Below are 20,990 nucleotides of genomic sequence, written 5' to 3'. Positions count from 1 at the left end.
GTTGAGGTGTGAGGAATGTGTGGCATTGTCGGCTATGTGGGCTTTCAGTGGGCTGCCCCCATTCTGGTGGAGGGCCTACGCACCTTGGAGTATCGCGGCTATGACTCCGCAGGCATTGCCACCGTGGATCCAGAAGAAGGCTTGAGGATCGTGCGGGCCACCGGCAAGCTGCACAACCTGGTGGTGAAACTCACTACAAACATGCCCACAGCCAAGGTGGGGATTGGGCATACCCGCTGGGCCACTCACGGCGGCATTAGCGAAGAAAATGCCCACCCCCACTGCGACGTCCAGGGGCGCGTCGTGGTTATTCAAAACGGCATTGTGGAGAACTACCTGGAGCTAAAGGAAGAGCTGCTGCGGCGAGGGGTTACCTTTCGCTCCCAAACCGATACCGAAGTCATTGCCCAACTGCTCGGCCTCTACGTCGAGGAGCTGGGATCCTTTGAGGTGGCCTTTGGCAAAGTGATGGGACGGCTGCGGGGGGGAAATGCCGTGGTGGCTTTGGATCGGGAGGCGCCGGATCGGCTGATTGCCGCCCGCCTGGGCAATGCCGGGGCTGTGGTGATTGGGGAGGGGGAAGGGGAAAATTTTGTGGCCTCAGATCTGCCTGCCATCATCCGCCACACCCGCAGGGTGGTGTTTCTGGAAGATGGAGAGATGGCCATCCTCACCGACTCCAGCGTGCGCTATCAGCGCATTACCGGCGAGGAGCTGCGCAAAACCCCCCTTACCGTGGCCTGGGATCCGGTCTCGGCGGCCAAGGGCGGCTACAAGCACTTCATGCAAAAAGAGATCCACGAGCAGCCGCGCACCATCACCGAGACGCTGCGGGGGCGGGTGGATCTGGAAGCAGGCCGGGTGAACTTGGAGGGGCTGGCCCTGACAGAAGTGCAACTGGCTCAGGTGGAGCAGATCCACGCTGTGGCCTGCGGCACTGCCTGGCACGCCTGCCTGGTGCTCAAGTACTTCATTGAGAGCCTGGCCCGCACCCCGGTGCAGGTGGACTACGCTTCCGAGTTTCGCTACCGCCAGCCGGTGCTGCGTCCCCACAGCCTGCTTTTGGCTCTTACTCAATCCGGGGAGACGGTGGATACGCTGGCAGCCATGAGCGAGGCCCGCAGCCAAGGGATCCCCACCCTAGCCATCGTCAACGCCATCGGATCCCAGGCCACCCGCCTGGCGGATGCGGGGGTTATCTACATCCACGCCGGGCCGGAGATCGCCGTGGCTTCCACCAAGGTCTTTACCGGCATGTTGGTGGCAGGGTACCTGCTGGCCCTGCAACTTGCCCAGGCCAAAGGGATCCTCAGCCCAGCCCAGATCCAACCCCACCTGCAAGCTTTGATCGAGCTGCCAGCCAAGATCAGCCTCTTGTTAAAAGACGCCGCCCTCTACGACCACCTGGCGGAACAGTACCACCATGTCACCGACATGCTCTACCTGGGCCGCTGGGTCAATGCCCCCATTGCTCTAGAGGGGGCGCTAAAGATGAAAGAAGTGAGCTACATCCATGCCGAGGGCTACCCAGCAGGGGAGATGAAGCACGGCCCCATTGCTCTCATCGACGAGCGCATGCCAGTGGTGTGCATTGCCACCCGCGATCCTGTCTACGAAAAAATGCTCTCCAACATCGAGCAGGTGCGGGCGCGGGGCGGGCGGGTCATTGCTCTAATTAACCCGGAAGATACCCAGGTGCGGGAGAAAGCCGACCACGTCATCGAGGTGCCCAGCACCACTCCTCTGCTGTCAGCGGTTTTGAACGTCATCCCCTTGCAGTTGTTTGCCTATGCCATGGCCCTCCGCCGGGGAGCCGACGTGGATCAGCCGCGTAACTTGGCCAAGTCGGTTACGGTTGAATGAGCAGCGTTTGGTGAACCTTTCACCTAATCTAGGTTTTGCACAATTCGGGAAAGCTCACTTCTCTCGTCCACACTGATTCGGGTCGGGGATCCGCTGATAATCCGCTCGTAGCCGCGGAAGGAATCGCGAATTTCAATGCCCGAGTTGGAGATGACGTACTCGCGGATGCCCTTGTCGTGCCAAGATCCCCGCATCTTAAAGACGTTGAGGGCCCGCGCCATCTCGCCCCGAATCTCCACGTACTGCAGCAGAATAATTGTGTCGGTAATGGTGGAGATGTGGGACTCAGTGATGGAGTGGGATCCCATGAATTGGTCAGTAGTGTTGGTGAAAAAGCCAGTGATCTCCTCCTGCTTGGCTAGGCTAGTTACACCAATAACAAACTGCCGAAAAGCATCTTGGCTTACGCCCCGCGCCAGCGCCGAGAGGGAGTCAATGGCCATGCGGGAAGGTTTGAAGGCCATCATCTCCGCTTTGATCCGCTGCAGATGGTCTTCCAGACCAGCAGACTCGGGGTAGGCGCAGATGATCTTGAGGAGGCCCTGCCGTTCAAACCCCTCTAGGTCGATGCCCCAGGAAGAGGCATTGCGGGCAAGCTGCGCCCGCGACTCTTCATAGGCAAAGAGAAGGCAGCGCTCCCCATTCAGGCAGCCCCGCTCGAGGAACTTGCTCACTAGCGAAGTCTTGCCAGTTCCCGTGGCGCCGGTGGCCAGGATAATTGAGTCCTTGAAGAAGCCACCGCCACACATTTCGTCCAGCTTCTCAATTCCAGAAGAGATGCGCACATTGGAGGAGCGCTGAGTAAGTTGCATCGCCCCCAAGGGGAAGATGCTGATCCCCTCGTTGGTGATGGTAAAGGGATATTCGCCCTTCATGTGGGTGGTGCCGCGCAGCTTCAAGATCTCGATGGTGCGCCGCCGTTTCTCTCCTTCCAGGATGTTGCGCAGGATTACCACGTTGTCGGAGACAAATTCCTCCACCCCGTAGCGAGCAATTGGGCCGTACTCGTCCGTGCGCTCCGTGGTCATGACGGTGGTGACGTTGGCCTGCTTGAGGCGGGCCGTCAAGCGGAAGAGCTCCCGCCGCACCACGCCGGCAGGGTCGTACTGCTGAAAGATGGCGGTCACCGAGTCGATGGCAACCCGCTTGGCCTTGTATTTGCGAATGGCGTACTGGATGCGTTCGATGAGGCCAGACAAATCGAAGTTGCCGCTGACCTCGTAGCCCTCCGGGTCTGGAGAAGCATCCAAGATAAAGAGCTGACCTTTGTCGATGAGGGCCTGCAGATCCCAGCCAAAGCTGGAGGCGTTGCGGATAATGTCGGCAGGGGTTTCCTCAAAGGTAACGAAGATTCCCGGCTCTTGGTACTTGACGATGCCGTTGTAGATAAATTGCAAGGCAAACAGGGTCTTGCCCGTACCCGAGGTGCCGCTGACCAGGGTGGCGCGCCCCAGGGGCAGGCCGCCGTGGCTGATGTCTTCAAAACCTTCGATGCCCGTTTGCTTCTTGGGGATCCCGCGCAGCTCTGGGCTGCCGTTGCGGCGGCTAAGGATCTCCTCGGCAGCATTCTCCTGCAGGTTTTCCGGCCCAGAAGGTTCCAATGGCTGGCTCATCCTGCTCTCTCCTCTTAATCCTCTTCGTCCGCTTCTTTGCAGAGTAGATCTAGGCCGATGAGCACCTTCTCGCGGTTGGACAAGTCGCCAATGATCTTCCGTACCGGCGGCGGCAAAACTTTGGTCAGGGTTGGTGTCGCCAAGATCTTATCCTCCTCTGCCAGTTGCGGGCTCTTCAAGACATCGATTACCTTCAGGCTGTAGACGCCGCCGAACTCCTTTTCCAGGATCTCTTGCAAGGTGTTGAGGGCGCGCAGAGAACTGGGCGTATTGCCCGCCACATAGAGCTTGAGGACATAGGCTTTGCGACTGGACATGGCTAGGGATCTCTTGGAGCAGGTTTGGGAAGGGAGCGGCGGTACATTTCACTGAGGTGAGCCATCACGTCGATGAGGGTGAGGCGGTAATCCAGCAGGATCTCTTCGCTGCGACCCTCCAGCTTCAGTTGTTTGGCAAAATCCTCCATCAGGTTCATGTGCAGCTCCAAGAGTTGGGCAGCACTGATGTCGGCAAAAAAGGCAAGCGCCACCAGCTCGTCAATGCGGGCATTGACCGTCTCAGGAGATTGGAAATAGTCCAAGACAATGGCCTGGTAAAGATTGCGCAGCCGCCGCATGAGGGCCTGTTGCTCCTCGGGGGGCAGGTGGCGATAAAACAGGGCTGGATCCCGATGGTAGTACACCCCGGCATAGCCCAGCCGCTCCCGCAGCTTTTCTGCCAGCCGCTGCTGTTGCCGGTAACTGTCCTCGGGGTGGGGGAGGGCTGGGGGCAAGCTGCAGATGGGAGAAACCTGGAGAAAGAAGGCAATGGCCCGACTAACAAGCAGCTCCAAGGTGGAAGGGGAAGTCGGGGTCGGGGGGCAAAGCAGCTCTTGGGGGGCGACAAGGCGAACCAGGGTAGCGTTGTGGTAGAAAAATTGCTCTCGCTTCAGCAAAGCTCTGGCCTCTGGAGAAAGGGGAGGCGCGGCGGAGAGGCTGGCAGCCTTTTCTGGTTGGAGCTCTGCCGCCTCTGCAACCATAGCCACCACGGCTGGCAACAGCAGCCCCTGCTTGCAGAGCTGTTGGCCTAGCGCCTCCAGCGTGGGTAGCCGCTCCAGGGCTACCAAGAGCACCAGGCAGTCTGGATGGCTTTCTTCCTGTTGCAGGGCTTCCAGGAGAGTCTGGGGATCCTGGAAAACCTCAGTTACAAAACGGTCTGGCGGCAGCAAAACCTCTAGCGCCAGCTGCTTTCCTCCAGCCGGCTCCCAGGCGAGCAAAAAGCAAACGTGCAGCGGATAGGCGCTGGTCTCCAACAGGATATAACGATAAGAACTGTCTCTAATCTTAAATCTTCCTAAACTGCCTGGAATCTGCCTCGCGCTCAAGAAGCCTACACTGGGGGTGCCCCATGCTGCCTTTGATTATCGACTGTGACCCTGGCCAAGACGACGCTGTAGCCCTGCTGCTGGCGCTGGCCTCGCCTGAGCTAGAGGTGCTGGGCATTACCACGGTAGCCGGCAACGTCTCTTTGGAGAAGACTAGCCGCAACGCCCGGCAGATCTGCGAGTTGGCCGGCCGCCCGCAGGTGGGAGTTTATGCCGGCTGTCCCCGCCCGCTGTTGCGCCCCTTGGAAACCGCGGAGGAGGTGCACGGCAAAAGCGGGATCGACGGGGCCAATTTGCCGGAGCCGCAGATGCCGCTGGGATCCCAGCACGCGGTGCAGTTTCTCATTGAGACCCTTAGGGGGGCGCAGCAGCCCGTAACCTTGGCGTTGTTGGGCCCGATGACCAACCTGGCGGTGGCCCTAGTGCAGCAGCCCCAGATTGTGGAGCGCATCGGGCGGCTGGTGTTTATGGGAGGATCCGCTTTTGAGGGCAATGTCACGCCGGCTGCCGAGTTCAACATCCTCACTGATCCCCACGCCGCCCAGATTGTCCTCAGTGCCGGGATCCCCGAAGTCGTCATGCTCGGCCTAAATGTTACCGGACAAGTCCTCAGCACCCCAGAGCGGATCGAGCGCATCCGCGCCCTGGGCACTCGCGTTGGGCAAACGGTGGCCGACATGCTTACCTTCTACGGCAAGTTTGATGTCCGGCGCTACGGCCTACCGGGAGGGCCCTTGCACGATCCCTGTGTCATTGCTTACCTCCTGCAGCCGCAGTTGTTTGAGCTCAAACCCTGCTATGTAGAGGTGGATACCGTCAGCCCGCTCAACCTGGGCCGGACGGTGGTGGATCGCTGGGGCCTCAGCGGCCGCCCGGCCAACGTGCAGGTGGCTTTTGGGGTGGATGCAGAAGGGTTCTACCGCCTGCTCACTGAGCGCTTGGGCCGCTATCGCTAGCTAAAGAGGAAAACAATGAGCCAGACCCCCCCAGCTCCCCTTGGCAAACCGGCGTGGCTAAACCTGCCCACGGCTTTTACCCTGCTGCGCCTAGTAGGGATCCCCTTCATCCTGGGGGGACTGAGCCTGAGATCCCCAGAGGGGGAAAGACTGGCCCTCTGGGCGTTTCTAGGGGCAGCGGCAACCGATTGGCTGGATGGCTACCTGGCCCGCCGCTACGGGCTGGTCACCGACCTCGGCAAGGTTTTGGATCCCTTGGTGGATAAGCTGCTGGTGCTGGCGCCGCTGCTGGGCCTGGTGGAGCTGGGGCGGATCCCGGCCTGGGGGGCTTTCCTGTTGGTGGGGCGAGAGCTAGCCATCGCTGGCTGGCGGGCCAACCAAAGTCAGGTTCACAGCGCCAATTTCTGGGGCAAAGCCAAGACGGTGATTCAAATCCTGGCCATTGCCCTGCTAATCCTCAATTGGCCGGGTGGGATCCCCTGTTTTTGGGTGGCGGTGGCCCTTACCCTGATTTCGGGGCTAATCTACTTGCGCAGCAACCATGCCGCCGCAACCTCTTCCCCCGCAAAGGACTCCCTGGCCTGACAACCTTCCCGAGCAGCGCATCCTCGGCCTCGACCCCGGCTTGGGGACGGTGGGCTTTGGCTGCATTCTGGCCAGATCCGATGGTCTCCAGTCTCTGGACTATGGCATCATCAGCACGCCCGGGGAGCAGCCCATCCACGAACGGCTGCAGATTCTCTACGAGGATTTGAGGGAGCTCCTGCGGCAGCTGCAGCCTCACCAGGTGGCCCTAGAAAAGCTCTTTTTCTACAAGATGAGCAACACCATCCCCATTGCCCAGGCGCGGGGGGTGATTTTGCTCGTCTTGGCCCAGCATCAGCTAGTGCCGGTGGAGTTTACCCCCGCCCAGGTGAAGCAAAGCCTAACAGGCTATGGCCGCGCCGACAAACAGGCCGTACAGGCTGCCGTGGCCCGCGAGCTCAACCTGCCCTGCTTACCCCGTCCCGACGACGCTGCCGATGCCCTAGCCCTTGCCATCACCCTCTGGCACCACCGCTTTGCCTAGGGCTTTTTCGGGATCGCTAAACTAGACTCAGGAGCGCAAAATACAAAAGCCTTATGCCTTCCTCTTCTGTGGATGTTTGCGAGCTGCCCCTATTTCCCTTGCCAGAGGTGGTGTTGTTTCCAGGCCGTCCCCTGCCGCTGCACATTTTTGAGTACCGCTATCGCATGATGCTCAACACCATCCTGGAGACGGACCGGCGCTTTGGGGTGCTGATGTTCGATCCCCAAAAGGGATCCCCTGTCCAAGTGGGCTGCTGTGCAGAGGTGGTGCAGGTGCAAAGGCTGCCGGACGACCGCATGGATATTATGACCGTGGGACGGCAGCGCTTCCGCGTGCTGGACTACGTGCGGGAAAAGCCTTTCCGGATTGGGCTGGTGGAGTGGATTGAGGACGAGCCCCCCCAGGGCGATCTTCAAGACTTGGTCGCTCAGGTTTCTACTCTGCTCCAAGAGGTGGTGCGCCTCTCCAGCAAGCTGATGGAACGGGAGGCGGCACTGCCAGACTCGTTGCCCACCGACCCTGTAGAGCTATCCTACTGGGTTGCTAGCCACTTCCATGGAGCCCCTCGCGATCAGCAGGCGCTATTGGAAATGGTCAGCACTGAAGCTCGGCTGCGGCGGGAAGCCGAGATCCTCGAGTCCGCCTGCAAGCACTTGGCTGCCCGCACTGCCCTCAAGGATCTCTTTTCCAAGAGTTCTTGAAGTTGCCCAAAAAGCAGAGCAGGTCAATGTCAACGGGCTTGCAAGTGCGCTGGTGTCACGATATCCGCCAGATCCCTGCCTCTAGTTGGCACGCTCTGCAAACGGAGCGCACCTCTCCCTTTTTGGAATACGAGTGGCTATACAGCTTAGAGGCTTCCGGCTGTGCCGGCCGCAACACGGGTTGGCTGCCTTGTCACCTGCTTGTGGAGGCGGGGGGACAGCTGATTGCGGCGGCTCCCTTGTATTTGAAAAGCCACAGCCAGGGAGAATTTGTCTTCGACCAGGAGTGGGCTGCTGTGGCCGCCCGACTGGGGGAACGCTACTACCCTAAGCTCATCGGCATGGCTCCCTTTACGCCGGCCACCGGCTATCGCCCTCTTGTCCACCCCGACTACTCAGAGGCAGAGGTGTGGCCCTTGATGTTGGCCGCCATCGATCGCTTCTGCCAAGAGAACGATATTTCCGTGTTCAGTCTGCTCTATGTGGATTTGGAGTGGCGATCCCAGCTAGAAGCCGACGGATTCACCCCCCGAATTACCCACAACTACCAGTGGCACAATCCTGGCTACCGCTCTTACGAAGACTTTTTGAGCCAGTTCAACGCCAACCAGCGGCGCAATATCAAGCGAGAGCGGGCCGCCATGGAAAAAAGCGGCATAGAACTCAAGGTCTACACCGGTGAGGAAATCACGCCGCGTCTACTTTCTCTCATGTACGACTTCTACAGCAACACCTGCGCTCAGTTTTGGAACTGGAGCAAATACCTTAACCGCCGCTTTTTTGAATCCCTCTATCCCAACTACCGGCAGCGACTGGTGCTAGTAGCCGGAGAGCGAGATTCAGAAGTGATAGGAATGTCTTTTTGTGTCCGCAAAGGGGATCGCCTCTTTGGGCGCTACTGGGGCTGCCGGGAAGAGGTGAAGTTCTTGCACTTTAACGTGTGCTACTACGAGCCCATTGCCCTGGCCATCCGGGAGGGAATCCGCAACTTCGATCCTGGGGCAGGGGGATCCCATAAGATCCGACGGGGATTCCCAGCCACGCCAGTGTATAGCTACCACCGCTTCTATCGTCCACGGCTAGGGCAGGTTTTGGTGCCCTATTTAAACCGCGTCAATCCCCTCGTGTTGGCCGAGCTGGAGAGAGTCAATCAGAACGAGGTCCCCTTTCGAGAAGACATTCTGCCTTCTTTGTCTACCCTCACTCGAGGCTAAACAACTACCACTGGATGAGCTTTCTCTGGACTGCTGCCATGCACATGGCAACGCGAGCATTGATCTCATCTTCCGACCCAAAGATATCAAGCTTTTCTTTGAGTCTTTGAATACAGTTTTGTACGGTCTTTTTGCTCGTGTGGATGCGGTCAGCAATGGCCTGGTCAGTAAGGGCCTCCTTGCAGAGTAAGTTTAAGACTTCAATTTCCCGCTCCGTCAACTTCGTTAGGCCGCGCAACTCTCGCGGCATGCGCAATTCCCCGTTGAGAGCACTTTTGGCCCCTTCCAGGAAGACGCTGCGCCGCTCCATTTTGTTGACGGCGGCAAATCCGCCCTGGTGCTTGCTGATTAGGCCCACCAGGGGAGTTAGCAGCAGGGGCTCGCTGGAATAAACCATCACGTTTAGGGTGGGGTAGTTCTCAAAAATATGGCGCAACAACTCTAGGCCCGGCTCGGCAGACTGCTCGCCAGTGGTTTGACCGTAGAGCAGGTCGGCCACCACCAAGTCTGGCTGCTCCCGCTGCAACCGCCGGATGGCGTCCATCGGATTGGAAACAGCAATGCACTGGGCATCGGCTGCAATCCGCTGTAGCCACTCGCAATTGTTTTGGGCGACCTCGGGATGATCCTCGACCACCAAAAACTTAAGCGGGGCAGTTCGGCTCTCAACCTCAGACATCAATCCTCTCCTCAAATCCACTGTCAGCTGTGAGGGACAGCAAGCACACCCCTGCCGTCTAGGGATCCTACCAGCCAGCTACCCTAGTGTAGCCTCAAGCTGGGTCGGGGAAGACATATCGAGCTAGGCTAGAGGGCGATGTCAACCGGATTCTAACCGTGGTACCCCTCCAAGATCGCAACCCCACTACCCGCCCGGCCTATGTTACCTATGCCCTGGTCCTCATCAACATCCTGGTTTTTGTGTATGAGCTTACCCTATCCCCGCAAGAACTGGTGGCCTTTTTCCGAGAGTGGGCAGTGGTGCCAGCGGAACTAACGGCCAGCTTCCGAGGCGAGATCACCTCTTCGCTGCGCCCCGAATGGGTAACTCTATTCACCTCACAATTTTTGCATGGGGGCTTCCTGCATCTTGGCGGCAACATGCTCTTTTTGTGGGTCTTCGGCAACAACGTCGAGGATCGCCTGGGCCATGTGCGCTACCTCATTTTTTACCTAACTTGTGGAGCCTTGGCCGCCCTAACTCAGTGGTTTTTCGATATGGAGTCCGCCATCCCTTCGCTGGGGGCAAGTGGGGCTATTGCGGGGGTGTTGGGAGCCTACATCCTGCGGTTTCCCCAGGCTGAGATCCTGACTTTGGTGCCCCTGGGCCTTTTTACCACAACCGTCTATGTTCCTGCCTGGGTGTTTTTGGGCTTTTGGTTTGTGCAACAGGCATTTTATGGCATTGCTAGCCTGCAGACTCCTATCAATATTGGCATGGAGGGGGGAGGGATCGCCTACTGGGCCCATGCCGGAGGTTTTGTGTTTGGTCTCATCTTGGGGCCCTTGATGGGGCTGTTTGCTGGCAAAAGCCCCTATGACCGCCAGCAGCAGCACTACCCAGACTTAGATCTGTAGCTCTGACTGTCAGATTCCAAAGGCAACTTGCGAGGAAAAAAGCATGGTCAGTCTACCTGCCAAGTCTTTAACTCTGGAGGAGTTTCTACACCAGCCGGAAACTGAGCCTCCTAGCGAGTTCATGGAAGGAGAAATTACCCAAAAACCGATACCACAAGCAAAACATAGACGTCTCCAACTAAAACTGGGCAGCTTCATCAACGAGCTGTTGGAGCCTCCTCAACTAGGGATGGCCTTTCCAGAGCTACGCTGCACCTTCGCCGGATATGCAATTGTGCCCGACATTTCTGTGATCGTCTGGGAGCGGATTCCTGTGGATGAAGACGGCACTATTCAAAACCTCATACCTTTCTGCCCTGATTGGGTGATCGAGATCCTCTCTCCCGATCAAAACCAAGTGAAGCTGGTCAAAAAAATCTTGATCGGCTTGGCCCACGGCTGCCAAATGGGGTGGATCGTAGCTCCCGAAGAAAGGGTTGTTTTTGTCTACCCTGCCGGGCAACAGCCGACAGTGCATGAGGATCCCCAAGAGGTTATCCCCGTTCCCGCCTTTGCCCAAGGGATCCAACTGAGCATCGAGACATTGTTTGGCTGGCTGCGGGTTTAAGCCGGCAAAAGGCAGCTACCTCCTTCAACGGCTGTTGGAGAGAGCAGGAGCTTGGGCAACTGTCCCACTGGCCTGGGGCAGTTCCTGCCGCAGCAGGGCCACCAAGGCATTCGTGGACTGGTCGTAGAGGCTAGTTACCAGCTTGGGGTAAAGCCCAATGCCGATGACAGGGATGAGCAGACAGGCGATGATGAACACCTCCCGCGGCTCGGCATCCACCAATTCTTCGTGTTCGGTGAGCTCTTTGTTTTCCGGGCCAAAGAAGATCTGGCGCAGCATCGACAGCAGGTAGATGGGAGTCAGGATCACTCCAACGGCGGCTAGGAAAACCACCACCAGCCGGAAGGGAAGGGAGTAGGCATCGCTGGTAGCCATGCCGACAAAGACCATCAGCTCAGCCACAAAGCCGCTCATGCCGGGCAGCGCCAGAGAGGCCAACGAGCAGGCGGTGAACATCGAGAAAATCTTGGGCATCTTTAAGCCAACGCCGCCCATTTCTTCCAGCTCCAGGGTATGAGTGCGGTCGTAGGTGGCCCCCACCAAGAAGAAGAGGCTGGCCCCAATGAGCCCGTGGGAGATCATCTGCAGCATGGCGCCACTCATGCCGATCTCCGTTAGGGATCCGATGCCGATGAGGACGAAGCCCATGTGGCTGATGGAGGAGTAAGCGATCTTCCGCTTCAAGTTGCGCTGGGCAAAGGAAGTGAGGGCAGCAAAGATGATGTTCACCACCCCCAGCACGATCAAGACGGGTGCAAAGTAAAGGTGGGCATCCGGCAGCATGCCCGCGTTCATGCGCATCAGGGCATAGCCCCCCATCTTGAGCAGGATCCCGGCCAGCAACATGTGAACGGGTGCCGTGGCTTCGCCGTGGGCATCGGGCAGCCAGGTGTGCAAGGGGAAAATGGGCAACTTCACCCCATAGGCAATGAGGAAAGCTCCGTAGAGCAGCAACTGGAAGTTCAGTGGATAGCTTTTGCTAGCCAAATCCGTCATGTCAAAGCTGACGGGATCCCCGTAGAAGGCCATAGCCAAGCCCGCCACCAGGATAAACAAGGAGCTGAGGGCGGTGTAGAGAATGAACTTGGTAGCCGCATAGAGGCGGTTAGGTCCCCCCCAGATGGAGAGGAGCAAATACACCGGGATCAGCTCCAGCTCCCACATCAGGAAAAACAGCAGCATGTCCTGCACGGCGAACACCCCAATCTGGCCGCCGTACATAGCCAACATGAGAAAGTAAAACAAGCGCGGCTTAAGGGTAACCGGCCAAGCGGCCAAGATGGCGAGGGTGGTTACAAAGGCCGTGAGCAGGATCAGCGGCATGGAAAGGCCATCGGCCCCAACTGACCAGCTCAAGCCCACCTGGGGCACCCAGGTGTAGCGCTCCAGCAGTTGCAAGCCCGTCTGGCTGGGGTCGTAGCCCACATAGAATCCAGCCAGCAGGATGAGCAGGTCAGTGACCGCAACAAACAGGGCAAACCAGCGGATCCGCTCCGCCAACTTTTGGGCATAGGCCCGGGTGGTGGGATCCCCCGCCGGCGCCGGGATCACCGGAATGAAGAGGGCGGCCACCACCGGATAGACAATGACTGTGGTCAGCCAGGGAAACTCGTGCAAGCTGGGCAGCGCCATGAAGATAACCTCGTTACGCTAAGTTCGTGCCACACCCTTCCAGGAAGATTGCTGTCGGCTACAGCCAACAGCCCTTCATAAGTATCTCTGCTCAGTAAACCTCCAGGACTATCTTACTCAAGGCTCCTTCGCTCTTCGTCGCCGGGGATGCTCCAACCGGTGCCCCTCCCAAGCCTCACTGCCTGATCCCTGGTTAGCCAACCCTGCACAACTGCGCCTGGACAAGGCCACTGCTGTTGGATAACAATAGGCAGAAACAGTACTTAACAACCAAGCCAAGTCTGCCTCAGGGGTGGCTCCGGGCGAAGCTTCAAGGTATGGCACTGCATGCGGAGTTGCACCGCCACCTAGGCGGTTCGGTTGTTCCCAGGATTTTGTGGCGCTACCTGCATCGCCACGGGTCTCCCCTGGCAGAACGCTTTCCCGACTACGCTGAGTTTGAGGAGTTCTACACCCGCCCCCGCAACACCCTGGAAGAGTACCTAGAGCTGCACACCCTGGTGGAGCAGGTGCAAACTCTAGAGAGCTTACCCTATTTCGTCTACCGCCTGATCCGGGGGGCCTATGTCTTTGAAGACCTGGCCTATCTGGAAATTCGCTACACCCCCTACCTACGCACGGATCCTAGGCTGGACGAGGCCGATCGCCTCAAGCAGATGCGGCAAGTCATTGAGATAGTGGGGCAGGCCTGCCAGCAGCGAGAATATCCCATCATCACTACCCAGATCGTGTGTTTGCACTCCCGCCTGCCCAGCCACATCAACCGCGCCATGGTCGAGGCGGCTGCTGAGTCGGAGTATGTCAGTGGCATTGACCTGGCCGGGGGAGATAAGGCCTACGGCGAGCGGATGGACGAGTGGATTGAGCTCTTCAAGTACGCCCTGGCCCGTGGCCTCAAAACTACTGCCCACCTCTATGAGACGCTGGATGGCTGTTATCCAGAGCTGTTGCCCTATGTCTTGCGGATTGGTCATGGCATTCAGATCCCTCTCCACTACCCAGAGCTGCTGCCAGAGCTGGCGCGGCGGGGCCAATGCCTGGAGGTCTGTCCTACCACTTACCTGAAGACAGGTACGCTGCCCAGCTTGGAGCCCCTTAAACTGGTCTTTGACCGCTGCTTTGAGGCAGGGGTGGATATCGCCATCTGCACCGACAACGCCGGCTTGCACAATGTGCGTCTGCCGTTTGAGTACGAGAACCTACTGACCCACGACATCATCGATTTCGATCAGCTTAAACGTTGCCAGGAGGCGGCTTTTCGCCACGCTTTTGCCTGGCCTTACAAAGAATACCCAGCTCTGCTGTTGTCGGAGCTCCAGCGGTCGGCATCGGCTTCCTTAGTGGCTTTGTAGAACCTAGGTAGCCTGTAAGCTAAGGTTTGACGCCGCCGTTAGGTAAGGGTTTGCCCATGCGGGAACAATCGGATCTCTTGACCCGTAGCCTCATCGCCCTGATCCGAGGCTACCAGGTGGCCATTTCTCCTCTGCTACCGCCTGCCTGCCGCTACTACCCCACTTGCTCCCAATACATGCTGGAAGCGGTGCGGCGCTATGGGGCCATCCGAGGGGGTTGGCTAGGGATCCGCCGCCTCTGCCGCTGCCATCCTTGGCACCCAGGGGGCTACGATCCAGTGCCTGACTTGCCGGGATCTGCAGCCGACGAAAACTGTCGCCCCAGCCGCAACTGAACGCTTCAGTTGCTGTTATCGGTAGCAGGCTACCGCCTCGATTTCCACCAAAGCATTGAGGGGCAGACAGGCCACCTGGATACAGGAGCGGGCTGGTGCGGGCTCGGTGGCGAAGAACTCTCGATAAACCTCGTTCATGGCGGCAAAGTCTTTCATATCCGCCAAAAAAACCGTGGTTTTTACCACATTGGCTAGGCACGTTCCCCCCGCTTCCAGCACCGCCTTTAGGTTTAGCAGCGCCTGCCGAGTTTGCGAGGCAACATCTTCTCCCACCAACCTGCCGGTTTTGGGATCCAAGCCCAACTGGCCAGCAGTAAACAGGAAAGGCCCGGAAGCGACAACGCCCTGGCTGTAAGGACCTACAGGGGCAGGAGCAGCCTCGGTTCGCACCTCCCGGGGACCTGCCCCGGCTTGAGGCTTAGAACTGACCGGCTTCCTCTGCTCCATGGGGATTGGCGGAACTCTGCAGCTAACCTACCACAGCTGGATCCCCGGCAATGGCAAGATCTACTCGTCGGCCAAAAGAAGCAGCTATGCCCTTAATCAAGTTGCAAACGCCGCTGCAGCCTGAACCTGCCGCTGTGGAGGAGCTGCTCAAGTCGCTCTCTGCCGCTCTGGCCAAACAGGTGAGCAAGCCGGAAGCCTACGTGATGACCGCCTTTGAAGGAGGGATCCCGATGACCTTTGGCGGCAGTGCGGATCCCTGCTGCTACGTGGAAATCAAAAGCGTGGGTCAATTTTCCGCCGAGCAAACCCGGGCCATGAGTGAGTTTTTTTGCAGCGCCATCGAGGCAGCTTTGGGGATCCCGAAGAAGAGGATTTTCATCGAGTTCACCGAGGCCAAGGGCTACCTCTGGGGATGGAATGGCACAACCTTTGGATGAAATGCCGCCCAAGAAAACTGAAACGAGGAACGGCTGCCGTTGGCAAGAACCTAACCAACAAGCTGGCAGAGGGTTTTCTGTCTTTCTCGATCCTGGTCCTCTAGCTCTTGGATGGCCTGTTGGTACACCTGGGCAGGGGTGGATCCCTGGCTGACCTGCTGCAGCCAGCGCTGGGCCTCGTTGCCCCGCTGGAGCAGAGTTTGAAGGGGAGCCAAGAAGCAGCCCAGGCCCTGGGGTTGGCCAATGCGCCAGGCTTCGGCCAGCAGCTCTTCAATCCACTCCTGGGCTGAGCGTTCGCGGCCGGTGCGCCAATCGATCAGCCGAGCTTGCAGGGACTCGCGGGCGGCAGCTTGCTCGTTAGCCTCGCAAAGGCTCTCCAGCTCCGCTGGGGTAAAGGGCCCCTGCAAGGGATCCAGAACCTCCGGCTGGGATAGCAATTGCCAGAGGCGGGCCTCCACCAAGGCAGCAATGGCCAGGACCATCACTGGGTCCGCCACCAGGTCGCAGATGCGCAGCTCCACCCGGTTGAGATGGTAGGGCCGCTCTGGACCATTAGGCCGCACAGAAGCCCAGAGGTGGCGTACATTCTGCATCGTGCCCAGGGCCAGTTGCTCCTGCATCCAGGCGATGTAATGGGCGTGATCCCGGAAGAAGGGCACCTGAGCTGGCGTTTTGGGAAACACCTGCCAACGGCTGGAATGATAGCCCGTTACTTGGCCGTCCAGGAAAGGGGAAGAAGCGCTTAGGGCCAAGTAAAGAGGGGCTTCCGCCCGCAGCAGACGGCAGGCGAGGAAAATGGCCTCGCTATCCGGCAGGCCAACATTGATGTGGATGCTGGCAGTTACCACCCGCGTGCCATAGGTGCGCTCGATGTAGTCGTGGTAGGGGTTGCCCGGATCCGAGCGCTCAAAGTGGTCGCTGCCGCCCAAAGCCAGGGTGCTCCCCGGCAAGAGGGTGTAAGGGCCCAGGCGGCGCAAAAACTGCCGCAGTTGCAGGCGGGGCCGAAGGAGGGCACAGAGCAGATCTTCGTAGCGGCGAAGGGGTGGGGTGATGTACTCTACGTTGCGCCGATCCGGTTCTCGCATAAACCCCGGCAAGGCCCGGCAGATGCGATCCGACAGCCCCACCACTTCCCCGGCGGCGGTGCCGGTGTACATTTCTACCTCAAAGCCCTTGGTCAACAGCACAGGCCAGCCTCCAGCCGCAGCCTCCTCTGCCCATTTTCCCAGGGTTTCGCAGGTACTACAATGTCGGCAAGGCTTGAAGGCAAGAGCAAGGCCAGATGCGGGATCCCATCTATATCCTGGGGGCAGGGCCGGCGGGCATGGCGGCTGCCTATCGCTTGACCCAGCTAGGCTTCCCCGTGGTGGTAGTGGAACGAGAAGAGGGAGTCGGGGGCTTGGCCAAAAGCATTCGCTACCAGGGGTTCATTCTCGACTATGGCCCGCACCGGTTTTTTACCAAGATCCCAGCGGTGCTGGAGTTGTGGAACCAGGTTTTGGGATCCGAACAAGTAACTGTCCGGCGGCTTACCCGCATCTACTACCGCAAGCAATATTTTCAGTACCCCATTCAAGCTTGGGAAGTCCTGCGCAAAGTGGGGTGGTGGGAAAGCCTGCGCATTGTCCTTTCCTATCTTTGGGCACAACTCATTCCGCGGCCAGCTCCCAGCAACTTTGCCGATTGGGTCAAGGGCAAGTTTGGCACCCAGCTCTATAGCCACAGGCTCTGGCAGGTAACTTCGACAATGATTACCAAGAATAGATTGAAGCAACTCAGTCAGCTGTTGCAGCCAAGTTGGCAACATCTTGCCCCTTTCTTATGGCAAATCTTGCTGCCCAGTTTGGCCCTGACGGTGCTGCAGATCTTCATGATCTCGCTCTGGAGTAAGGAAAGCGATTATGTTTCCATCTTCAAGGGCCTAACTCAGTGGGATAGCCATTGGTATCTCAGCATTGTGCGGCGGGGGTACCAGTTTGTGGGTTTCGACAAGATTGCCTATGAGCAGAGCAACGTGGCTTTTTTCCCCGGCTATCCCCTGGCGGTGGCCGGAATCAGCCGCCTTTTGAGAGTTGACCCTGAACTGGGGCTTTACCTAACTGCTCAGCTCTTTTGCTGGCTGATGTGGATTTACCTTTTCCTGTTTTACCGCCGCTGGCAAATTCCCCTGGTCTGGCAAATCTTGGCAAGTTTGCTCATCCTGGCCTATCCCACTAGCTTTTATCTGTGTGTGGGCTACAGCGAATCTTTGTTTGTAGCCAGCTTGTTGGGTTTTCTCTACTGGTCAATTCGCTGGGAGCGTCCTCTGCTGATGCTGCTAGCCGGGGTTCACGGCTTGGTGATGAGTGCCACTCGCATTGTTGGCTTGCCCGTAGCCTTGATTCCGCTTCTCAATCTCTGGTCAGGATCCCGACGTTGGCTTTGGAACCTGGCTACAGTGAGCCTAGCTTTGCTGGGGGGCCTAGGCTTTTTTCTCTACTGTCAGCTTTTCTTTGGAAGCTGGGATCTCTACATGAAAATGCAGCCTTACTTTGGTTCCAGCTTTGTTAATTACCTAGCCATTGTTCAAGCGCACACCTACACTCCCCTTTTTTCTATTGACCACTGGCAATCCCTGTTTTCCCCTTCTAGGGCTTTGGGAGACCAGATATGGGCAATTTCTCTCAGTCAACTGTTTGTTCCCCTCACCCTGGGATCCCTACTGGTGACTGGTTTGATAGATGGGATCAGCGCTACAGCTGGTAAAAGTCAGTGCTGGCAGGAGAGGCTGGGGTTTCATTTGGCCGCTTGGTCGATGTTTTATATTGCCCTAGCAGGGGGGAGTGCGGTGGGTCAGCGAAGCATGAGCCGCTACTGCTTGCCGGTTCACATCGTGCAGGTATTGGCGTTGGTGCATTGGGCTAAGTACACCGATTTTAGCTTCATCCCCGAACGGATCCGGCCCTATCTTGGCAATACCCTAAAGCTGGGGTATGTGCTTTTGGCTTTCATCTTTTTCGCCCTCAACCAAATCCTCACTTGGCGCTATGCCCACCATCTCTGGGTAGCTTGAATCAACCTGGCTAGGGATTAAGATGTGAGGGATCCCGACTTCTCACCAACTGAGAGCTGTGGCGTTTTCTTCTCTCCGCAAGTGGCCTCGGCGGAAATCGTCCCTGCGGGTGGCTCAGCCCATCGAGCCCACCAAGATCTACCCCTGCCCGTGTTACCAGCAAGGCCAGCTACGCCTGATCACCCTAACTGAGGCCTTCGGGTGCAGCCGTTGCCAGCACATCTTCGCCATTACCCCCGACCGCCTGCACATTGAGCAGTTGGCTGTTTCCTATCCCTACCGCAAGATCTGGTTCTGGAACGGCCAGCAATGGGTGCTGCGGCGGGAAAATACCCTCCAGGGATCCATGCTCTTGGGCTTGACCCTTAGCTTGGGGGTTGTTTTGGCCGTAGGGTTTTTTGGCGCGGTGCTCTTCCCCAGTCAAACGCAGTTGCTCAGTTGGTTCCTGATTCTTTGCCTGTTGCTAACGCTGTTGATGGTGACGGCAATCCTGCTGCTGCGGCGGCCTTGAGATGCTTGGGATCGTGGCCAGCCCCTGCGCCTCCGGGATCCTCAGTTTCAGCCCTTGGGGATCTAGCCATTTCTCAGGTCTGTCGCCGGTCGGCTAGGTAGGAGGGAAGCAGGTGACCGATTTTGGTTCAGCCTTCGAAAGGGACCATCCAGCCCGCTCGAGACCCCACAGCCGATCCTCAAGAGGACTTGCTGCTGTTGCTGCTGCAGCAAACCCGCTACGTGGCCGCCCCGGCTGGGTGGAGTTCCTGTTGCAGGCTAGCCAAGTGCCGATCCTAGCTACCCACCTGGGCTACACAGCTTCCTGACCTTTGGCGAAGTCGGCTTTGCTGGATCCTTTGGCTCGCTATGGCCCAGAAGGGATCTCTACCCTTGGGCTGCCAATCCACGCCGACTGGGCCGCTAGCCACCTGCCAGCTCTGGTCGAGGCTTCCCATGTCCAGGCCGCCGCTCCTATCCTGGAGGAGTTTCCGCAGCTCCAGCCGCTGGGGGAAAGGCGTCGCCATCTGCGCCTCCAGCTGTGGCGGATTTGACAGAGGCCATCGCCTCGCAGCTACCATCAGTCGGAAACAGCCAATCGGCGGCCCAGCGCTTTCTGGAGGAAGTGGATGCGGCTCTCATTCTGGAAGCCCTGAGCCCGGTGAAAGGAGTGACCCAGGGCGACCTGTAGTCCCGCCAACCCCCTTCTCCAAAGCTGGCCAGATCAGGCGAGACTGAAGATAGGGATCCACTCCCAGCTTGTCATCCTACAGAGCCCAAGCGACTAGGGGGGGAACTCCTTTGGGGATTGATCTACGCAGCTACGTGTTCTTGGATCGGCTCCAGCCCCAGTACGCCGCCTACTTGGGCACGGTGGCCCAGGGCTTCTTGCCCCTGCCAGGGGACACTTCCCTCTGGGTCGAAATCTCCCCCGGCATCGAGATCAACCGCGTCATGGACATTGCCCTCAAAGCCACCTCGGTAAGGCCAGGGTTGCAGGTGGTGGAGCGCCTCTACGGCCTTTTGGAGGTTCACTCCAGTAACCAGGGGGATACCCGCACGGCTGGGCAGGCCATCCTAGCGGCTTTGGGGGTAAGCGAAAAGGAGCGCCTAAGGCCGCGCATCATCTCCAGCCAAATTATCCGCAACATCGATCCCCACCAGACTCAGCTAATCAACCGTTTCCGCCGCGGCCAGATGCTCCTAGCGGGCCAAACCCTCTACATCCTGGAGGTGCAGCCGGCAGGCTATGCTCCCCTGGCCGCCAACGAGGCAGAAAAATCGGCCCGGATCAACATCCTCGAGGTAATGCCCTTTGGCAGCTTTGGCCGCGTGTACTTGGGCGGAGAAGAGCAGGACATTCTGGCCGCCTGTCGGGCCGCTGAGGAAAGCCTGGCGGCAATTTCTGGCCGGGACCCCTTGCTGTTGCCTGAGGAGGTATAGAATGACAGGACCGCATCCCAAGCCTTCACCCAAAGCCAGGCCGCCTCTGTCACCCAGTCGGGATCCCACCCTGGAGCGGGCAAGGTTGCTTGCCGAAGTGGCCGCTCCCTACCGCAGCTTGCGCCGCTTTATCTACCTGGCGGTGGGATTCTCGGCCACAGTTGGTGCGTTGGTGTTTTTCTTTCAGGCCTTGGCAGGGCGGGATCTAGAGACCACCTTGCCCAGCTTGGTCCTGCAGTTAGGGATCCTGGCTGGCGCCATCGGCCTAGAGAGGCTAGAAAACCGTTCCCACCAGAAGGTGATCAGACAGGTAAAGCAACGCTTAGGCATCCAGCAGCCCCCACCACCTGGAGAGGGCTAGTTGCCCGTCTGCCAGTTCCTTAGTCATCTTCATCCTCATGAGCCCTGGGCAAGTAGCGGCGCTGAACTTGGCGGTCGGGATCCACCTCTGCCCACTTTTGAACAATTTGGACACCCAGAAAGGTGAGAAAGGCCCCCAAAGCCACAAAGGTGAGAGGTGGGATCGCCAGGATCGCCACCGCCACCAGCACGTAGATGGCCACCTTGGGCAGAGAGGGATCCACCCTCCAACCGCGGCGGTACACCCAGTTGGTGAGCTGCTGATCCCAGCGGCGCAGGCGAGGGACGTTCTCTGTGTAGATCTCAGCCAAAATGGGTCCAAGACGGCGCAGCTGGCCTTGGGCTTGCTGTTTCCAATCCCGCGGCGAGTGTCTCATCGGGAGGATCCCTTGCCCTATCCTTCCTCAGGTCATCCTAGCCCAACCCCACCAGCAGTCCGCGGGGAAGACGGGGGATGTAAACATTTGCATCGGAGATTG

At 58.5% G+C, this 20,990-nt stretch carries 25 protein-coding genes; 17 read left to right on the top strand and 8 right to left on the bottom strand.

Going from position 1 to position 20,990, the window contains the following annotated elements; all coding sequences use genetic code 11:
• Positions 1-15: 15 nt before the first annotated feature.
• A complete protein-coding gene (gene glmS, locus NW804_RS00240; RefSeq protein ID WP_414422570.1) occupies positions 16-1,863 on the top strand; it encodes a glutamine--fructose-6-phosphate transaminase (isomerizing) in 1,848 nt (615 codons plus the stop codon).
• Between the two features lie 23 nt (positions 1,864-1,886).
• On the opposite strand, the gene kaiC is transcribed toward glmS, so the two are convergent.
• Genes kaiC through NW804_RS00225 form a run of 3 tightly spaced genes read right to left on the bottom strand, consistent with a single transcriptional unit; the run spans position 1,887 to position 4,683 of the window.
• Complete coding sequence (gene kaiC / locus NW804_RS00235) at positions 1,887-3,476, bottom strand: circadian clock protein KaiC (protein WP_414395094.1); 1,590 nt, start codon at positions 3,474-3,476, stop codon at positions 1,887-1,889.
• A gap of 14 nt (positions 3,477-3,490) precedes the next feature.
• Positions 3,491-3,793 carry a circadian clock protein KaiB gene (kaiB, locus tag NW804_RS00230; RefSeq protein ID WP_414395092.1) on the bottom strand — a complete coding sequence of 101 codons (303 nt, stop codon included), beginning with the start codon at positions 3,791-3,793 and terminating at the stop codon, positions 3,491-3,493.
• Positions 3,794-3,795: 2 nt separating this feature from the next.
• Positions 3,796-4,683, bottom strand: a complete 888-nt coding sequence (locus tag NW804_RS00225; protein WP_414422569.1) for a circadian clock protein KaiA — start codon at positions 4,681-4,683, stop codon at positions 3,796-3,798.
• A 179-nt stretch (positions 4,684-4,862) separates the two neighbouring features.
• Between NW804_RS00225 and NW804_RS00220 the strand changes: the two genes are divergently transcribed.
• The 5 genes from NW804_RS00220 to NW804_RS00200 are packed head-to-tail and all read left to right on the top strand — an operon-like array spanning position 4,863 to position 8,779.
• Positions 4,863-5,795, top strand: a complete 933-nt coding sequence (locus NW804_RS00220) for a nucleoside hydrolase (protein ID WP_414412210.1) — start codon at positions 4,863-4,865, stop codon at positions 5,793-5,795.
• 15 nt (positions 5,796-5,810) lie between these two features.
• Positions 5,811-6,380: a CDP-diacylglycerol--glycerol-3-phosphate 3-phosphatidyltransferase gene (gene pgsA / locus NW804_RS00215; RefSeq protein WP_414422568.1), complete on the top strand. Its 570-nt coding sequence runs from the start codon at positions 5,811-5,813 to the stop codon at positions 6,378-6,380.
• A complete protein-coding gene (gene ruvC, locus NW804_RS00210; RefSeq protein WP_414410932.1) occupies positions 6,337-6,864 on the top strand; it encodes a crossover junction endodeoxyribonuclease RuvC in 528 nt (175 codons plus the stop codon). The genes pgsA and ruvC overlap by 44 nt, the downstream gene beginning before the upstream one ends.
• A 53-nt stretch (positions 6,865-6,917) precedes the next feature.
• A complete protein-coding gene (locus NW804_RS00205; protein WP_414395084.1) occupies positions 6,918-7,565 on the top strand; it encodes an LON peptidase substrate-binding domain-containing protein in 648 nt (215 codons plus the stop codon).
• 26 nt (positions 7,566-7,591) lie between these two features.
• Positions 7,592-8,779 carry a GNAT family N-acetyltransferase gene (locus tag NW804_RS00200; protein WP_414420390.1) on the top strand — a complete coding sequence of 396 codons (1,188 nt, stop codon included), beginning with the start codon at positions 7,592-7,594 and terminating at the stop codon, positions 8,777-8,779.
• Between the two features lie 4 nt (positions 8,780-8,783).
• On the opposite strand, the gene NW804_RS00195 is transcribed toward NW804_RS00200, so the two are convergent.
• Positions 8,784-9,458 carry a response regulator transcription factor gene (locus NW804_RS00195; RefSeq protein WP_414404734.1) on the bottom strand — a complete coding sequence of 225 codons (675 nt, stop codon included), beginning with the start codon at positions 9,456-9,458 and terminating at the stop codon, positions 8,784-8,786.
• A 158-nt stretch (positions 9,459-9,616) separates the two neighbouring features.
• On the opposite strand from NW804_RS00195, the gene NW804_RS00190 reads away from it, so the two are divergent.
• Both NW804_RS00190 and NW804_RS00185 read left to right on the top strand, forming a co-directional pair.
• Complete coding sequence (locus NW804_RS00190; RefSeq protein WP_414404733.1) at positions 9,617-10,357, top strand: rhomboid family intramembrane serine protease; 741 nt, start codon at positions 9,617-9,619, stop codon at positions 10,355-10,357.
• 43 nt (positions 10,358-10,400) lie between these two features.
• On the top strand, positions 10,401-10,964 hold the full coding sequence (locus NW804_RS00185) for a Uma2 family endonuclease (protein ID WP_414420391.1): 564 nt from the start codon (positions 10,401-10,403) through the stop codon (positions 10,962-10,964).
• A 24-nt stretch (positions 10,965-10,988) separates the two neighbouring features.
• Here the strand turns inward: NW804_RS00185 and NW804_RS00180 are convergent, their stop codons facing one another.
• A complete protein-coding gene (locus NW804_RS00180; RefSeq protein ID WP_414395156.1) occupies positions 10,989-12,581 on the bottom strand; it encodes an NAD(P)H-quinone oxidoreductase subunit 4 in 1,593 nt (530 codons plus the stop codon).
• Between the two features lie 332 nt (positions 12,582-12,913).
• Between NW804_RS00180 and NW804_RS00175 the strand changes: the two genes are divergently transcribed.
• Both NW804_RS00175 and yidD read left to right on the top strand, forming a co-directional pair.
• A complete protein-coding gene (locus NW804_RS00175) occupies positions 12,914-13,948 on the top strand; it encodes an adenosine deaminase (protein ID WP_414410936.1) in 1,035 nt (344 codons plus the stop codon).
• Positions 13,949-14,004: 56 nt separating this feature from the next.
• A complete protein-coding gene (yidD, locus tag NW804_RS00170) occupies positions 14,005-14,283 on the top strand; it encodes a membrane protein insertion efficiency factor YidD (protein WP_414404731.1) in 279 nt (92 codons plus the stop codon).
• A 15-nt stretch (positions 14,284-14,298) separates the two neighbouring features.
• Here the strand turns inward: yidD and NW804_RS00165 are convergent, their stop codons facing one another.
• On the bottom strand, positions 14,299-14,673 hold the full coding sequence (locus NW804_RS00165) for a RidA family protein (RefSeq protein WP_414410937.1): 375 nt from the start codon (positions 14,671-14,673) through the stop codon (positions 14,299-14,301).
• Between the two features lie 143 nt (positions 14,674-14,816).
• Between NW804_RS00165 and NW804_RS00160 the strand changes: the two genes are divergently transcribed.
• Positions 14,817-15,167, top strand: coding sequence for a phenylpyruvate tautomerase MIF-related protein (locus NW804_RS00160; protein ID WP_414422567.1), 351 nt, complete (start codon positions 14,817-14,819; stop codon positions 15,165-15,167).
• A gap of 50 nt (positions 15,168-15,217) precedes the next feature.
• Here the strand turns inward: NW804_RS00160 and gshA are convergent, their stop codons facing one another.
• Positions 15,218-16,354: a glutamate--cysteine ligase gene (gshA, locus tag NW804_RS00155; RefSeq protein WP_414422566.1), complete on the bottom strand. Its 1,137-nt coding sequence runs from the start codon at positions 16,352-16,354 to the stop codon at positions 15,218-15,220.
• Between the two features lie 95 nt (positions 16,355-16,449).
• On the opposite strand from gshA, the gene NW804_RS00150 reads away from it, so the two are divergent.
• The 6 genes from NW804_RS00150 (at position 16,450) to NW804_RS00125 (ending at position 20,512) form a co-directional block, all read left to right on the top strand.
• Positions 16,450-18,219, top strand: a complete 1,770-nt coding sequence (locus NW804_RS00150; protein ID WP_414422565.1) for an NAD(P)-binding protein — start codon at positions 16,450-16,452, stop codon at positions 18,217-18,219.
• A 58-nt stretch (positions 18,220-18,277) separates the two neighbouring features.
• Positions 18,278-18,730 (top strand): hypothetical protein, encoded by a 453-nt coding sequence (locus tag NW804_RS00145; RefSeq protein WP_414411084.1) that lies wholly within the window; start codon positions 18,278-18,280, stop codon positions 18,728-18,730.
• A gap of 310 nt (positions 18,731-19,040) precedes the next feature.
• Positions 19,041-19,262 carry a hypothetical protein gene (locus NW804_RS00140; RefSeq protein ID WP_414422564.1) on the top strand — a complete coding sequence of 74 codons (222 nt, stop codon included), beginning with the start codon at positions 19,041-19,043 and terminating at the stop codon, positions 19,260-19,262.
• Complete coding sequence (locus tag NW804_RS00135; RefSeq protein WP_414422563.1) at positions 19,250-19,399, top strand: hypothetical protein; 150 nt, start codon at positions 19,250-19,252, stop codon at positions 19,397-19,399. The genes NW804_RS00140 and NW804_RS00135 overlap by 13 nt, the downstream gene beginning before the upstream one ends.
• Before the next feature lie 110 nt (positions 19,400-19,509).
• The gene (locus NW804_RS00130) at positions 19,510-20,151 is read left to right on the top strand and encodes a hypothetical protein (RefSeq protein ID WP_414395057.1); all 642 of its coding nucleotides are present in this window, start codon (positions 19,510-19,512) and stop codon (positions 20,149-20,151) included.
• A 1-nt stretch (position 20,152) separates the two neighbouring features.
• Positions 20,153-20,512 (top strand): DUF3493 domain-containing protein, encoded by a 360-nt coding sequence (locus tag NW804_RS00125; protein WP_414411086.1) that lies wholly within the window; start codon positions 20,153-20,155, stop codon positions 20,510-20,512.
• Positions 20,513-20,531: 19 nt separating this feature from the next.
• Here the strand turns inward: NW804_RS00125 and NW804_RS00120 are convergent, their stop codons facing one another.
• Positions 20,532-20,888, bottom strand: coding sequence for a hypothetical protein (locus NW804_RS00120; protein ID WP_414422562.1), 357 nt, complete (start codon positions 20,886-20,888; stop codon positions 20,532-20,534).
• Positions 20,889-20,990 lie beyond the last annotated feature (102 nt).

The sequence above is a fragment of the Synechococcus sp. WC10meta genome, assembly GCF_047461475.1.
This window is presented reverse-complemented; position numbering and strand designations above follow the sequence as displayed.